The organism is Vreelandella rituensis (assembly GCF_003336665.1).
GTDB classification, from domain to species: Bacteria; Pseudomonadota; Gammaproteobacteria; order Pseudomonadales; family Halomonadaceae; genus Vreelandella; species Vreelandella rituensis.
Genome location: NZ_QPIJ01000009.1, coordinates 81885 through 95129 on the forward strand (window position 1 = coordinate 81885; position 13245 = coordinate 95129).

At 60.3% G+C, this 13245-nt stretch carries 14 protein-coding genes; 1 reads left to right on the forward strand and 13 read right to left on the reverse strand.

Going from position 1 to position 13245, the window contains the following annotated elements:
• Positions 1–94: 94 nt before the first annotated feature.
• From tatC to DU506_RS06275, 13 genes are all read right to left on the reverse strand, one after another.
• The gene (gene tatC / locus DU506_RS06215) at positions 95–877 is read right to left on the reverse strand and encodes a twin-arginine translocase subunit TatC (RefSeq protein ID WP_114486071.1); all 783 of its coding nucleotides are present in this window, start codon (positions 875–877) and stop codon (positions 95–97) included.
• On the reverse strand, positions 874–1317 hold the full coding sequence (tatB, locus tag DU506_RS06220) for a Sec-independent protein translocase protein TatB (protein ID WP_114486072.1): 444 nt from the start codon (positions 1315–1317) through the stop codon (positions 874–876). The genes tatC and tatB overlap by 4 nt, the downstream gene beginning before the upstream one ends.
• A gap of 3 nt (positions 1318–1320) precedes the next feature.
• On the reverse strand, positions 1321–1596 hold the full coding sequence (gene tatA, locus DU506_RS06225; protein WP_114486073.1) for a Sec-independent protein translocase subunit TatA: 276 nt from the start codon (positions 1594–1596) through the stop codon (positions 1321–1323).
• 39 nt (positions 1597–1635) lie between these two features.
• Positions 1636–2034, reverse strand: coding sequence for a phosphoribosyl-ATP diphosphatase (locus tag DU506_RS06230; RefSeq protein ID WP_114486074.1), 399 nt, complete (start codon positions 2032–2034; stop codon positions 1636–1638).
• Between the two features lie 59 nt (positions 2035–2093).
• A complete protein-coding gene (ubiB, locus tag DU506_RS06235; RefSeq protein WP_114486075.1) occupies positions 2094–3716 on the reverse strand; it encodes a ubiquinone biosynthesis regulatory protein kinase UbiB in 1623 nt (540 codons plus the stop codon).
• A complete protein-coding gene (locus DU506_RS06240) occupies positions 3713–4351 on the reverse strand; it encodes a ubiquinone biosynthesis accessory factor UbiJ (protein ID WP_114486076.1) in 639 nt (212 codons plus the stop codon). Before DU506_RS06240 ends, ubiB begins: the two co-directional genes overlap by 4 nt.
• Before the next feature lie 7 nt (positions 4352–4358).
• A complete protein-coding gene (gene ubiE / locus DU506_RS06245) occupies positions 4359–5114 on the reverse strand; it encodes a bifunctional demethylmenaquinone methyltransferase/2-methoxy-6-polyprenyl-1,4-benzoquinol methylase UbiE (protein ID WP_114486077.1) in 756 nt (251 codons plus the stop codon).
• A 131-nt stretch (positions 5115–5245) separates the two neighbouring features.
• The gene (locus tag DU506_RS06250) at positions 5246–5629 is read right to left on the reverse strand and encodes a gamma-butyrobetaine hydroxylase family protein (protein ID WP_114486078.1); all 384 of its coding nucleotides are present in this window, start codon (positions 5627–5629) and stop codon (positions 5246–5248) included.
• A 79-nt stretch (positions 5630–5708) separates the two neighbouring features.
• Positions 5709–7031, reverse strand: coding sequence for an ATP-dependent protease ATPase subunit HslU (hslU, locus tag DU506_RS06255; protein ID WP_114486094.1), 1323 nt, complete (start codon positions 7029–7031; stop codon positions 5709–5711).
• Positions 7032–7041: 10 nt separating this feature from the next.
• Positions 7042–7599: an ATP-dependent protease subunit HslV gene (hslV, locus tag DU506_RS06260; RefSeq protein ID WP_114486079.1), complete on the reverse strand. Its 558-nt coding sequence runs from the start codon at positions 7597–7599 to the stop codon at positions 7042–7044.
• Positions 7600–7792: 193 nt separating this feature from the next.
• Positions 7793–8515 carry an SPOR domain-containing protein gene (locus DU506_RS06265; RefSeq protein ID WP_114486080.1) on the reverse strand — a complete coding sequence of 241 codons (723 nt, stop codon included), beginning with the start codon at positions 8513–8515 and terminating at the stop codon, positions 7793–7795.
• 3 nt (positions 8516–8518) lie between these two features.
• A complete protein-coding gene (argS, locus tag DU506_RS06270) occupies positions 8519–10204 on the reverse strand; it encodes an arginine--tRNA ligase (RefSeq protein ID WP_114486081.1) in 1686 nt (561 codons plus the stop codon).
• A 126-nt stretch (positions 10205–10330) separates the two neighbouring features.
• Positions 10331–12571 carry a primosomal protein N' gene (locus DU506_RS06275; RefSeq protein ID WP_114486082.1) on the reverse strand — a complete coding sequence of 747 codons (2241 nt, stop codon included), beginning with the start codon at positions 12569–12571 and terminating at the stop codon, positions 10331–10333.
• A 147-nt stretch (positions 12572–12718) separates the two neighbouring features.
• On the opposite strand from DU506_RS06275, the gene rpmE reads away from it, so the two are divergent.
• Positions 12719–12934 (forward strand): 50S ribosomal protein L31, encoded by a 216-nt coding sequence (rpmE, locus tag DU506_RS06280; RefSeq protein WP_114486083.1) that lies wholly within the window; start codon positions 12719–12721, stop codon positions 12932–12934.
• Positions 12935–13245 lie beyond the last annotated feature (311 nt).

A 13245-nucleotide genomic window follows, 5' to 3' on the forward strand; every position in this document is an offset into this window, starting at 1 on the left:
AGGCAAAACGGCCCTCCAGGTTTTACGTACACATCACCTGGAGGGGCCATTTTGCGATTTTACTGCACTGAAATCACGTTATCTGCCTAAGATGTCAGGCATTTTCATCCTGCTCCTCGGCGGCGGCTTTTTCCGCCTTACGTTTGCGTACCAGGCGGCCGAACAACAGCCCCACTTCATAAAGCAGGTACATGGGTATCGCCAGCAGGCTCTGGGAAATAATGTCCGGTGGCGTCAGCAGCATTCCGATCACGAAACACCCCAGGACGATATAGGGGCGTTTTTTCGACAGGCTTTCCACCGTGGTGGCCCCGGAGGCGATCAGCAGGAAGGTGGCAATGGGGATCTCGAACGCCACACCGAAGGCGAAAAACAACTTGAGAACGAAGTTGAGGTACTGATTGATATCGGTCATTACCGCCACGTTTTCCGGCCCGGTCTGGGTGAAAAACTGAAACAGCAGCGGAAATACCACGTAATAGGCAAATGCCGCCCCGGTATAGAAAAGCGCGATGCTGGAGGCCAGGATCGGCACCGCCATGGCCTTTTCATTGTCGTAAAGCCCGGGTGCGACAAATGCCCAAGCCTGATGCAGCACATAGGGAATGGCGGCGAATACCGCCACCACCAGGGTCAGCTTGAACGGTGCCAGGAAGGGCGATGCCACTTCGGTGGCAATCATCTGCGAGCCTGGCGGCAACAGCGCCATCAAAGGCTGGGCGACGAAGGAATAGATGTCGTTGGCAAACGAGTACAGTCCCAGAAAGATCACCAGGATCACCACCACCGAGCGCATCAGGCGCGAGCGTAGTTCGATCAAGTGCTCAATCAAAGGGGCTTGGCCTTGCTCTTTCTGCGAGTCGCCGGACGTGCTCATCGGGAATCGGTATCCTTCTTGGCGGCCGAGGTATCATTGGACGATGCGCTCGGTATGTCTTCACGCACGGTAGCCAGGGCATCGTCGAGCCGGGAGGCAGCACGCGCCACAGTGTCCTCGGGGGACGGTTCATGCTCCGGCGTCTCGCTGGGGTTCGCAGCGTCCGAACGCGAAGGGGGCGTATCCGCCAGGCTCTCGACGTCCTGCTTGGCCTTCTTGAGGCTATCGTCGAGTTTCTGTTGCTGCTCGTTGAGCTTCTGGCGTAACTCTTCGGTTTCCAGCTGGGCGTTGATTTCACGCTGCATGCCGGACACCGTTCGCTTGACCTTGCCAATCCACAGGCCCACCGTACGGGCGGCGCGGGGAAGTCTCTCGGGACCCAGCACCAACAAGCCCACTACACCGATGAGCAATAGCTCAAGAAAGCCGATATCCAGCATAGATTACTTACGCTCGTCGGAACGTTCGGGCTGCTTTTCTTCGGCTTTCACATCGTAAGTGTTGCCGTTGTCTTCATGGGCGACCTTGGCGCGGGGCTCGTCGGTCTTCTTGGCCTTGGCGTCGGCATCTTCCGTTTCGTCTTCATGCATGGCTTTCTTGAAGCCTTTCATGGCCCCGCCGAGGTCGGTCCCTACGTTGCGCAGTTTCTTGGTGCCGAAAATCAGGATAATGATGCCCAGAACAATCAGCAGCTGCCAAATACTGATACCACCTAACATATGCAATTCCTCTTTACGGTGCTGCGGTTGATAGCGGTGTTATTGGGATCTGGCGGATTTTTCCACGTGACCCGAGATTCCGAAGCGACGAGCCAGCTCGTCGAGTACCGGCTGATGATCCATGTTCAGGTGCGAAAGCATGACCAGGCTATGAAACCACAGGTCAGCGGTTTCGGCGACAAGGGCGTGACGCTGTGTCTCAGTGCCGTGTTCGGCATCCTTGGCGGCCAGCAGTGTTTCGGTCGCTTCTTCGCCGACTTTTTCGAGTATCTTGTTCAAACCCTTGTGATGCAAGGCGGCGACATAAGAATCTTCCGGTGCTGCGTGTCGCCTTTGGCGTAATACCTCGGCCAATGCATCGAGAATGCTCTGTTCGGCTGAGGTCGGTTGTGAAGAAGATGGTTGTGAAGAAGACGATTGTGATGAAGTGTCTTGCATGCTGAGCGTCCGGTCAAAGAAAAAGGGTCAAAAGAAAAAAGGTGCAAAGAGAAAAGAGGTCAATGCCATACTACCAGCGCCAGGCCGATGGCAGCCGCCGCCAGTACCGGCCAATCCTGGATCGAGACCCAGGAACTCAGCGGTTGCCAGGCCAAAGCCAGTGCCATCAGGATCAACCCCAGGCGTAAACGGTGCTGGCGCTTGTCCTTGCGCTGTAGCTGGTGACGGATGCCTTCGATGGCTCCGGCCTGTTGCAGACGTTGGCGATGTTCGTGCTCCATGCGGCTGAGTGCCTGGTGGGCAAGTGCCGGAAGTTCCGGGAGTTGATGAGAGAGTTCCGGTGCCTGGCGCTTGAGGGATTTCCATAGCCCCCCGATACCGGCACGCTCTTTCATCCATTGTTCTAGATAAGGCTTGGCAGTGCTCCATAGGTCCAGGTCGGGGTAGAGTTGACGTCCCAGCCCTTCGATATTGAGTAGCGTCTTTTGCAGCAATACCAGCTGCGGCTGGACTTCCATATTGAAGCGCCGTGCGGTCTGAAACAGCCCCAACAGCACCTGGGCGAAGGAGATGTCCTTGAGCGGCTTTTCCAGAATCGGCTCGCATACGGTGCGTATCGCGGCGGCGAACTCATTGGCGCGGGTGTTTTCACCCACCCAGCCGGATTCGATGTGCAGGGCGGCGACTTCGTAGTAATCCTGATGAAAGAAGGCCAGAAGGTTACGTGCCAGGTAGTCTTGGTCTTCGCGGGTCAGGCTGCCCACGATGCCGCAGTCGATGGCGATGTACTGGGGATCTTCCGGGTTGTCGCAATTGACGAAGATATTGCCCGGATGCATATCGGCATGAAAGAAGTTGTCGCGAAATACCTGGGTGAAGAAAAGTTCGACCCCACGCTCGGCAAGTTTCTTCAAGTTGGTGCCTTTGGTGATCAGCATGGCGGTGTCCGCCACCGGTACGCCGCGAATACGCTCCTGCACCATCATGCCCCGGCGGGTGAACTGCCAATGAATGCTGGGCACGAACAGTAGCGGAGAATCCTTGAAATTACGCTTGAGCTGGGAGGTATTGGCCGCTTCTTTGTACAGGTCGAGTTCATCGAACAGCGTGGCTTCGTAATCGCGGATGACTTCGACCGGACGCAGCCGCCGGGCCTCCGGCACCATGGTCAGTATCCGGGCGACCTGGTACATCAGCGCCATGTCCTGGCGCATGACGCGAGTGAGACCCGGGCGAATGATCTTGACCACCACGTCTTCTCCGCTGTGCAGCCGGGCGGCATGAACCTGGGCGATCGAGGCCGATGCCAGAGGGGTAGTGTCGAATTCGGCAAATGCCAGGGCGATCGAGGTTTCCAGCTCTTTTTCGATGCGCGCCACGGCCAAGTGGCCGGGAAACGGGGGTACCTGATCTTGCAGGCGCTTGAGTTCGTCGGCGATGTCTTCCGGCAAAAGATCGCGCCGAGTGGAAAGCATCTGCCCGAACTTGATGAAGATCGGCCCGAGCAGTTCCATTGCCAGACGCAAGCGCTCCCCTCGAGAACGTGAACCCACTGGAATCAAGCGTAGCGGGGAAAACCACAGCAAGGTACGCAGCCACCAGGGAAGACGTTCCATGGGAATCAGGGTATCCAGCCGATGACGGCTGATGACCCAGGAAATGCGCAGCAGGCGCAGAATCATGAGCGCGGTTCCTGGGTGAGCTTTTTATGCAAGCGTGCCAGCCGAGCCTCCAGGCGGTCGGTGGCGATATCGATTTCAGTCAGATGGTCGCGGATGATATCGTGCTGATGGCGGCCCGGCAGCAGGCGAGCTTCTTCGAAAACGTAGTCGGCGACGTCCTGGAGCAGCTCATCCTTGGCGCGCAGCCCCCAGCGCGCCATGCGGCGTAAACCTTCCGCCAGCGAATGTGCGGGCATATCACCCAGCCAGTGAGCCAGTTCGTTTTCCCAGTCGAGATCCAGGTCCAGAAACAGTTCGCGGGCCGCTTCCAAAAGATGGATATGGCCGCGCACCGAAAGTTTGCCTTCGAACATCAATCGCTCGACGGATTTTCCGCTGATCCATTCGGAAAGCGTGTCCGGGGAGAGCTCGACCACGGCATTGACGTCTTTTTCGTCGACCTCGTCGCCACGCAGAAGGTCGATGCCGTGATGGTGAAAATGAACCAGTAGATGCAGACGAGGCTGTTCCAGGCGTATCAACAGGCGGTTGCCGGCCAGCGCATCCAGCCGCGAAGGCGCAGCGGGGTCTCGTGCCAGCAATGCGTTCAGGGTGCGCTCAAGGCCCGCCAGCAACAGGGAGGGGGTTACCAGCATGCCAACCTCATAGCTTGATGCCGCGATGCAGGGCGACGATACCGCCGGTGAGGTTGGTGTATTCCACGCGCTCCAACCCCGCACTTTCCATCATGGCCTTGAGCATCTCCTGATCCGGATGCACTCGAATGGACTCAGCCAGATAACGGTAGCTATCACCGTCACCCGCGACCAGCTCCCCTACCTTCGGTAACAGGCGGAATGAATACTCATCGTAGGCCTTGCTGAGCAAGGCGTTGTCGGGCTTGGAAAATTCCAGCACCAGCAAACGCCCGCCGGGCTTGAGTACCCGGGTCATGGAACGTAGGGCCGCGTCCTTGTCGGTAACGTTGCGCAGGCCGAAGGCAATGGTAATGCAATCGAAGCTGTTGTCGGGGAATGGCAGACATTCGGCATTGGCCTGGACATATTCCACATTGCCGCCCACGCCGTTATCCATCAGCTTGTCGCGGCCCACCTTGAGCATGGAGGCATTGATGTCGGCCAAGACCACCTGGCCGCGCGGCCCGACCAGACGCGAGAACTTCAAAGTGAGGTCACCCGTGCCGCCGGCGATATCCAGCACCCGGTGCCCGGGACGTACGCCCGCCCGTTCGATGGTCAGGCGTTTCCACAGGCGATGGATGCCCAGGGACATGAGGTCGTTCATGAGGTCATAACGAGCGGCGACCGAATGAAATACATCGGCGACACGTGACGCTTTCTCGTCGACCGGGACTTCCTGATAACCGAAGTGAGTGGTGCGTTTTTGCGTGGGGCTCATATCACTAAGGCTCCCGAATTCGAGGCGGTGGCAGTTGGGCGTCGTGGCCATGGGGACGATACAGGCGACATTGTAGCCTTACTCCACCCGGCTTGTCTTTGCTTGCCGGGCGGCTCGACCCACGGAGGAGTTCACAGCTGGCGGATTTCGATACCCAGGGGCTCACGCGAGGCGCCGGCAGCTTCGAGACGGGCCAGGTAATCCGCCCAATAGCTATCGAAGCGGGTCGCCAGTTCGTACAGATAAGTGAAGCTGTAAAGGCCGGTGTCGTGGCCATCATCGAAGTGCAGCTTGAGCGCATAGCGCCCGGTGGGCGTGATGTTCGCCAGGCCCACGTCTTTCTTGCCCACCTGTAGTACGGCGGTTTCCCCACCGTGACCGCGTACCTCGGCGGAGGGTGAATAGACCCGCAGGTATTCCACCGGTAGCCGGTAATGGCTGCCATCGGGGTAGCTCAGTTCAAGTTCACGCGATTTCTTGTGGTAGTGAACCTGTTTGGGTTCAGGGACGTTCATGCCGACCTCCTCGGTTACCGGGGTAACCTCTATCTAAAAAACGGCTACCTGGCGAGCAAGCCCCCAGGTAGCCAGCTTTCTAGAGAATATAACGTGCCAGGTCTTCATCCATCGCCAGTTCGCCAAGCTGAGCATTGACGTAATCCGCGTCGATCACCAGTGGGCTCTGCATGTCACCGCCTTTGAACGAGGCTTCTTCGAGCAGGCGTTCCATGACCGTATGCAGACGCCGTGCGCCGATATTTTCAGTGCCTTCGTTGACCTGCCAGGAAATTTGCGCGATCCGTTCGATGGCGTCATCGGTAAAGGAAATATCCAGCCCTTCGGTGGCCAGCAGCGCCTTGTACTGGCGAGTCAATGAGGCGGAAGGCTCGGTCAGAATGCGCTTGAAGTCATTCGGCGTCAGCGCATCGAGTTCCACGCGAATCGGCAGGCGCCCCTGGAGCTCGGGGATCAGATCCGAAGGCCGTGACAGGTGGAAAGCACCGGAAGCGATGAACAGGATATGGTCGGTCTTGACCATGCCGTATTTGGTGGATACCGAGGAACCTTCGATCAGCGGCAAGAGGTCGCGCTGAACACCTTCGCGTGACACTTCGCCACCGCTGGACTGGCCGCTACCCTTGGCCACCTTGTCGATCTCATCCAGAAACACGATGCCATGCTGCTCGACCGCTTCCACGGCGCGTGCCTTGATCTCTTCCTCGTTGACCAGCTTGGCGGCTTCTTCGTCACGCAGCAGGGCAAAGGCATCCTTGACCGCGACACGACGGGTTTCGCGTTTCTGCTGGCCCATATTGGAAAACAGGCTTTGCAGCTGGTTGGTCATCTCTTCCATGCCCGGCGGGGTCATGATGTCGACGTTCGGGCCATGCGCGGAAATCTCGATATCGATTTCCTTGTCATCCAGCTGGCCTTCACGCAATTTCTTGCGAAAGGCCTGGCGGGTGCCGCTGTCCTGGCGCGGCTGGTCCTCCTGGCCACGCGGCGGCGGCAGCAGGGCGTCCAAAATCCGGTCTTCGGCAGCGTCGGCGGCACGATTGCCGACTTCCTCTTTGGCCTGCTCGCGCACCATCTTGAATGCCGCTTCGATCAGGTCACGAATGATCGACTCCACATCCCGGCCCACATAGCCGACTTCAGTGAACTTGGTCGCTTCGACCTTGATGAAGGGCGCGCGCGCCAGCTTGGCCAGGCGCCGGGCAATTTCGGTCTTGCCCACGCCGGTGGGGCCGATCATCAGGATGTTCTTGGGGGTGACTTCCGGGCGCAAGTCGTCGTCGAGCTGCATGCGACGCCAGCGGTTGCGTAGGGCAATGGCCACGGCGCGCTTGGCGTCCTGTTGGCCGATGATGTATTGATCCAGGGCGTGGACGATTTCGCGGGGAGTCATCTGGGTCATGGTCTCGGCCTTAGCGTTCGGTGGACGTTGCAGAAGCTTGCTCTTCATAGGAGAGCTCTTCGAGTGTCACGTGGTGGTTGGTGAACACACAGATGTCACCGGCGATGGCCAACGACTTTTCGGTGATTTCACGCGCCGAGAGGTCGGTATTTTCGAGCAGCGCCCGCGCCGAGGCCTGGGCGAAATTACCCCCGGAACCGATGGCGATGATGCCACGCTCGGGCTCGACCACGTCACCGTTGCCGGTAATGATCAGGGAGGCGCTGTGGTCGGCGACCGCCAGCAGGGCTTCCAGGCGACGCAGGGCGCGATCGGTACGCCAGTCCTTGGCTAACTCCACGGCAGCCTTGGTAAGGTGCCCCTGGTATTTTTCCAATTGCGCTTCAAAACGCTCGAACAAGGTGAACGCATCAGCGGTGCCACCGGCAAACCCTGCCAGCACCTTGCCGCGATACAAACGGCGTACCTTGCTGGCATTGCCTTTCATCACGGTATTGCCCAGTGAGACCTGGCCGTCACCCGCCAGGGCGACATGATTACCGCGACGCACGGATACGATGGTGGTCATGGAGAAAACTCCTTGGGGGAGGCGTGCTCCCGATGACTTGCAGTATCGCCGACGGCGATAGGTGTTTTGCTATGCACAACACAATGTGGGCGCATCCTGAAAAATCAACCGCCTCGCGCTTATGACAAACACCGATGGCCGGTACTCATGGCAGGTGTGTTCAGGATGCTGTGCAAGAGACCCTGTGAAAAAATTAGTTCTGCAGTTGAATCAGCAGTGGCTCGATCCCTTGGGTATTCATCAAATCCTGAGCGCGGTTAAGTTCGCGGGTATCGTCGTAAGGCCCGACCTGAACGCGATGCCAGGTATCGCCACCCGCCTGCACTTCACTGATCTGGGCCAGCAAACTCAGATTGCGTAGCCGTTGACGCAGTTGCTCGGCATCGCTGATCTCCCGAAACGAGGCGGCCTGGAGCATGTAGCGATGCGCTTCGGCGGCTGCGGCAGGTTTGCTGGGTGCCTGTTCGTCGGGGCGCGTATTGGCCGCGATCACTTGGGCGATGGGGTCACTTTGCGGCGCCTCGGAAGCCGCCTCTTCTTCCATGGCCTTTGCTGGAATGGGCGGGCGCGAGGCGGTGGAGGGCAGTGTGGCACCCGGGGCGATTACCTCGGTCTCCGGCAACAAGGTATAGAACTCGAAAGTCGGCATGGCCGGTTCGGCGGCCTCGGCTTCTTGTGCGGCTTCACGCTCTTGCGAAGTGGAAGGCTTGGGCAACACCGTGGCTTGGGGGGGTGAGGTTGCTTGCTCCTGCCAGGGCGCGGTGCCGTGCTGGTGCTGGGCAAGGAAAAAGCCTGCCGCCATTCCTGCCAGGCCCCACACCCAGCCGGGCACGCGCCAGCGGCTGTGTTTGGCGCGCGGGGCTTTGCGTTGGCTTGTCGCACCGCGGCGCGCGGGCGTCTTGCGCGGGCTGGCCATGGGTTACATCTCCTCGGGGGCGCTGACACCCATCAGGTCAAGGCCGTTGCGCAGCACCTGGCGAGTGGCCAGGCCCAGGCTCAGGCGTGCATTGCGCAGGGCGTCATCCTCTACCATCACCTTGACCGCGTTGTAGCAGGTATGGAAATCCCCGGCGAGATCCAGCAGGTATTGCGCGATTTGTTGCGGCTCACGGTTCCTGGCGGCATTTTCCACCACCTCGGGAAAGCGTGCCAAGCGGTTCAACACGGCCTTTTCCTGGTCGCTTTCCAGCAGTGCCAGGTTGGCCAGGGCCAGGTCGTGATCGAAGTCCTGACCGGCATCCTGGGTCTTGCGCAGCATGCTGCATACCCGGGCGTGGGCATACTGGATGTAGTACACCGGGTTATCGTTGGATTGCGAGCGGGCCAGGTCGATGTCGAAAGTGAGCTGTGAATCCGCCCGCCGGGCGGCAAGGAAAAAGCGGGTGGCGTCGCGACCCACTTCATCGATCAAATCGCTCACGGTAACGTAGCTGCCGGCACGCTTGGAGATCTTCACCTCGACCCCGGAGCGCGTGACCATCACCATCTGGTGGAGGACGTAGTCCGGCCAGCCTTGGGGAATGCCGACTTCCAGCGCCTGCAACCCGGCACGTACCCGCGTGACGGTGGAGTGATGGTCGGCACCCTGTTCGTTGATCACCGTCTTGAAGCCGCGTTGCCATTTGTTCAGATGATAAGCAACGTCGGGCAGGAAATAGGTATAGCCGCCGTCTCTCTTGCGCATCACCCGGTCCTTGTCGTCACCGAAGGCGGTGGTGCGCAACCAAAGGGCGCCGGCATCTTCATAGGTGTGGCCGTTTTCGATCAGGCGCTTGACGGTCTCCTCGACCTTGCCTTCGTCGTACAGCGACGATTCCAGGAAATAGACGTCGAATTCCACGCCGAAAGCCTTGAGATCCAGGTCCTGCTCGCGGCGCAGCCATGCCACGGCGAATTCCTGGATGGCGTCGAGGTCTTGGGGATTGCCCTTGGCGGTGACGTGGCGGTCATCGGCAGTCACGCTTGCGCCGGCGAGATAGTCCTTGGCGACATCGCTGATGTACTGGCCACGATAGCCGTCTTCCGGCCAGCTTGCGTCTTCCGGCCCCAGCCCCTTCGCCCGTGCCTGAACCGAAAGCGCCAGGTTACGGATCTGGGCGCCGGCGTCGTTGTAGTAGAACTCGCGGGTGACGTCATAGCCGGTCGCTTCGAGCAAGCGGCACAGGCAGTCGCCGATCGCCGCGCCACGGCCGTGGCCCACATGCAGCGGGCCGGTGGGGTTGGCGGAAACGAACTCGACCTGCACTTTTTCACCCTTGCCAAGCAAGCTGCGCCCGAAGGTGTCGCCGCAATCCAGTACTTGGGCGACCACCTGAGCGGCGGCAGTGGTGGCGGCGAAAAAGTTGATGAATCCCGGCCCGGCGATTTCAACCTTGGTGACGGCGGCGTCCTGAGGCAGGGCTGCAATCAGGATTTCAGCAAGTTCGCGAGGTTTCTTGCCTGCCGGCTTGGCCAGCATCAGTGCCAGGTTGCTGGCGTAATCGCCGTGGGCCTTGTCCTTGGTCGGATCGACCTTGATCACGGCTTGAAGGTCATTCGGCAGCACGCCCTGGTGCTTGAGCGTCACGATGGCGCCGTCGAGCAGAGAGATGATGGTGTCTTTCATTTGAGGATATCCGGGTAACGTCGGTGTGCTGCGAAGCGCAGGAAGAGTAAAACATGCCTTTGCGTCGTCGAAGGGGTTCATTATCGGCAATTGAGCCACACTTTCAAAGCCACGCCGTGAATGGAGTCAGCTCAAGCTCTGGGGGTCGATGTCCAGCGACCAGCGTACCTTGCGCGCCTCGGGGTTGGCTTGCAGCCATTGGCTCAGCCAATTGGCCGCCGGGTGCAGCTGGCTGCGCTTGTCCGCCGCCAGCATCACGTGCAGGTGATAGCGGTTCTGGCGACGCTCCATGGGCGCGGGTACCGGGCCGAGACAGCGCACCGGGCGGTCGGCCAGCCAGTCGCGTAAGGCTTGGGCCGCTTGCTGGGCCAGCGCCAGGGCGGCGGCTTCCTTGGGGCTTTCGATGCGCAGCAACGCCATGAAACAGAACGGCGGTAGTTTGGCGGCGCGGCGTTCCTCCAACAGCTGGCGGGCGAGAGGCGCGTAGCCCTGTTCTGCCAGAAGCCTGAGGTGGGGGTCGTCCGAATGCAGGGTCTGGACCAGAACGCGACCGGGGTGCGCGGCGCGCCCAGCGCGCCCAGCCACCTGCTCGAGTAGCTGGGCGCTGTGCTCCAGAGCGCGAAAATCCGCGGCGTACAGGCCACCGTCGGCATTGACCACCACCACCAGGGTGACGTGGGGCAGATGGTGGCCCTTAGCCAGCATCTGTGTGCCGACCAGCAAGCAGGGCGCGCCGCGCTGAATCTCCTTGAGGACTTGCTCGAAGCTGTCGCGCCGGCGGGTGCTGTCACGGTCGATGCGGTGCACCGTCACCTTGGGAAACAACCCTTGGAGCGTCTCTTCGGTGCGCTCGGTGCCTGCCCCGAGCGCGCGCAGGTCGCCGCTACCGCAATCGGGGCAGGCATCCGGCAGGGGGCGGCGGCTGTCGCAATGATGGCAGGCCAGAAGCGGCGGATGGCGGTGCAGGGTCATGCGTGCATCGCATTGATGACACTCGGCCAACCAGCCGCAGGCGTGGCAGGCGAGGGTCGGGGCGAAACCGCGCCGGTTGATGAACACCAGTACCTGGTGACCGGCGCCGAGCGTGGTCTTGATGGCCTCGATGGCGATGGGGGTCAGCCCCCCTTGGCGCGGGCGGTGGCGCAAATCCACCAGTTCGAGCTTGGCCGGCGGGAAACGGCTGGCACGCTGGGTCAAGCGCAGGTGCTGATAATGCCCGCTCAATGCCTGTTGCAGGCTTTCCAGAGAAGGGGTGGCGCTGCCCAGTACCAAGGGGATGCGGTGATGGTGGGCGCGGGCCACGGCCAGGTCGCGGGCATGATAACGCAGGCCGTCGTGTTGCTTGTACGAGCCGTCGTGTTCTTCATCGACGATAATCGCGCCGGGGTTGGCCATCGGGGTGAACAGCGCCGAACGGGTGCCGATGATGATCAGAGCGCGCCCGCTGGCAGCAGCTTCCCAGGCATCCAGGCGCTCATGATCGGTCAGCCCGGAATGCAGCGCCACGACCGGCACACAGAAACGCTGGCGAAAGCGTGCCAGGGTTTGCGGGGTTAGCCCGATTTCCGGCACCAGCACCAAGGATTGCCGCCCCTGGCGGGCGATGGCTTCGATCAATTGCAGATAGACCTCGGTCTTGCCGCTGCCGGTAACGCCTTCCAGAAGGCAGGGGTGAAAGTCGTCGCGGCGCTCGTGCAGCGCCGCCAGCGCCACGGCTTGTTCACGATTGAGAGGCAGGGTGGGTGTTGCGAGCAGCTCGCCCACGGCGGGGTCGGCAGCGGCCAGGGTGACCTCGCGTGACGCAACCAGCCCTTTTTCCTCCAGGGCGCGCAGCTGCTCGCGGGTGAATCCTTGGGCATAGATGGCGCGACCGGCAAGGCCGTGAGGATGCTGTTGCAGCATCTCGCGTAGCGCCGCCTGGCGCGGGGCGCGGCTCAAAGGGTCGGGTTGTTTTGGGGAGGTCTTGTCTATACAAGTGCTGTCGATCAATTGCCATAGGGTGTGAGTGCGCCCGACCAGGGGGTGACCTTGGCGCATCAACGCCGGCATGGCCTGATGCAGGGTGTCGCCCAGGCTGTGTTGATAATAACGGGCGGTAAACCGGCATAGCCACAGCCAGTCGGGTGGTAGCGGGGTTTCATCGAGTACCGCGCTGATCGGACGTAGCTTTGCCAGAGGCAGGTCGCTATGCGAGGCGCACTCGATCACCACCCCGACGACCTCGCGTCGACCGAAGGGCACCCGCACACGCAGTCCCGGCTGCCATCCCTGGCTGGGAACTTCCCTTCCCGGCAGGTAGTCGAACAGGCGACGCAGCGGCGAGGGCAGGGCGACCCTGAGAACGGTCGAGAAAGCGGGATTGGGCAATTGGCCTCCGGCGTCAGCTTTGCTATAGTACGCGGCTATCCTGAAACAGACGGTTCAGGGCGTTAACCGGTTCAGCAGTTTTTTCAACCCGTATGCGGTGCCTGGCAAGTGATCAGGTGGCGGCATACAGCTCAAGTGAGGCTCAAGATGAGACAAGGTATTCACCCGGATTACAAGAAGGTCACAGCGACTTGCTCCTGTGGCGCTATTTTCGATGTCGGCACGACATCGGATCACGATTTTTCTCTGGACGTTTGCTCCAATTGCCACCCCTTCTACACCGGCAAGCAGAAGCAAGCGACCACGGGTGGCCGTGTCGAACGCTTCAACAAGCGTTTCGGTGCTGCGGTCAAGCGCGGTTAATGACCCGTTTGGCATCAACCTGAATGGCGTTGCGTCATTTGGTCTTGAACTGAACGGTTCTTGAGTTAAACGGTTCTTGAGCTAATAGCTTGTTGAATCGGCCAGACTCAAGCGAAGCCCGCCCCCGGCAATGCCGAGGGCGGGCTTTTTATCTAAAAGCGCGTAATACCTCTTCCTGAGTCGCGTAGCGCGAAGGGCGTATAGGGACTCTTCCCCGGTTGCAAGCGCCGATGTCTGAAAAACGTAAGCCGATGCGTGCGTATAGTCGGTCTTAGTGGGGTAGCTAACCCCTGACCCTAATGAATGACGCG

Bases quoted from the DNA above. Each gene is read 5' to 3' on its own strand.
- ubiE (WP_114486077.1), bottom strand. From the start codon at position 5,114: ATGAGCCCCACGCAAAAACGCACCACTCACTTCGGTTATCAGGAAGTC.
- DU506_RS06265 (WP_114486080.1), bottom strand. From the start codon at position 8,515: ATGGCCAGCCCGCGCAAGACGCCCGCGCGCCGCGGTGCGACAAGCCAA.
- hslV (WP_114486079.1), bottom strand. From the start codon at position 7,599: ATGACCACCATCGTATCCGTGCGTCGCGGTAATCATGTCGCCCTGGCG.
- tatC (WP_114486071.1), bottom strand. From the start codon at position 877: ATGAGCACGTCCGGCGACTCGCAGAAAGAGCAAGGCCAAGCCCCTTTG.
- tatA (WP_114486073.1), bottom strand. From the start codon at position 1,596: ATGTTAGGTGGTATCAGTATTTGGCAGCTGCTGATTGTTCTGGGCATC.
- argS (WP_114486081.1), bottom strand. From the start codon at position 10,204: ATGAAAGACACCATCATCTCTCTGCTCGACGGCGCCATCGTGACGCTC.
- ubiB (WP_114486075.1), bottom strand. From the start codon at position 3,716: ATGATTCTGCGCCTGCTGCGCATTTCCTGGGTCATCAGCCGTCATCGG.
- hslU (WP_114486094.1), bottom strand. From the start codon at position 7,031: ATGACCCAGATGACTCCCCGCGAAATCGTCCACGCCCTGGATCAATAC.
- DU506_RS06230 (WP_114486074.1), bottom strand. From the start codon at position 2,034: ATGCAAGACACTTCATCACAATCGTCTTCTTCACAACCATCTTCTTCA.
- DU506_RS06250 (WP_114486078.1), bottom strand. From the start codon at position 5,629: ATGAACGTCCCTGAACCCAAACAGGTTCACTACCACAAGAAATCGCGT.
- tatB (WP_114486072.1), bottom strand. From the start codon at position 1,317: ATGCTGGATATCGGCTTTCTTGAGCTATTGCTCATCGGTGTAGTGGGC.
- rpmE (WP_114486083.1), top strand. From the start codon at position 12,719: ATGAGACAAGGTATTCACCCGGATTACAAGAAGGTCACAGCGACTTGC.
- DU506_RS06240 (WP_114486076.1), bottom strand. From the start codon at position 4,351: ATGCTGGTAACCCCCTCCCTGTTGCTGGCGGGCCTTGAGCGCACCCTG.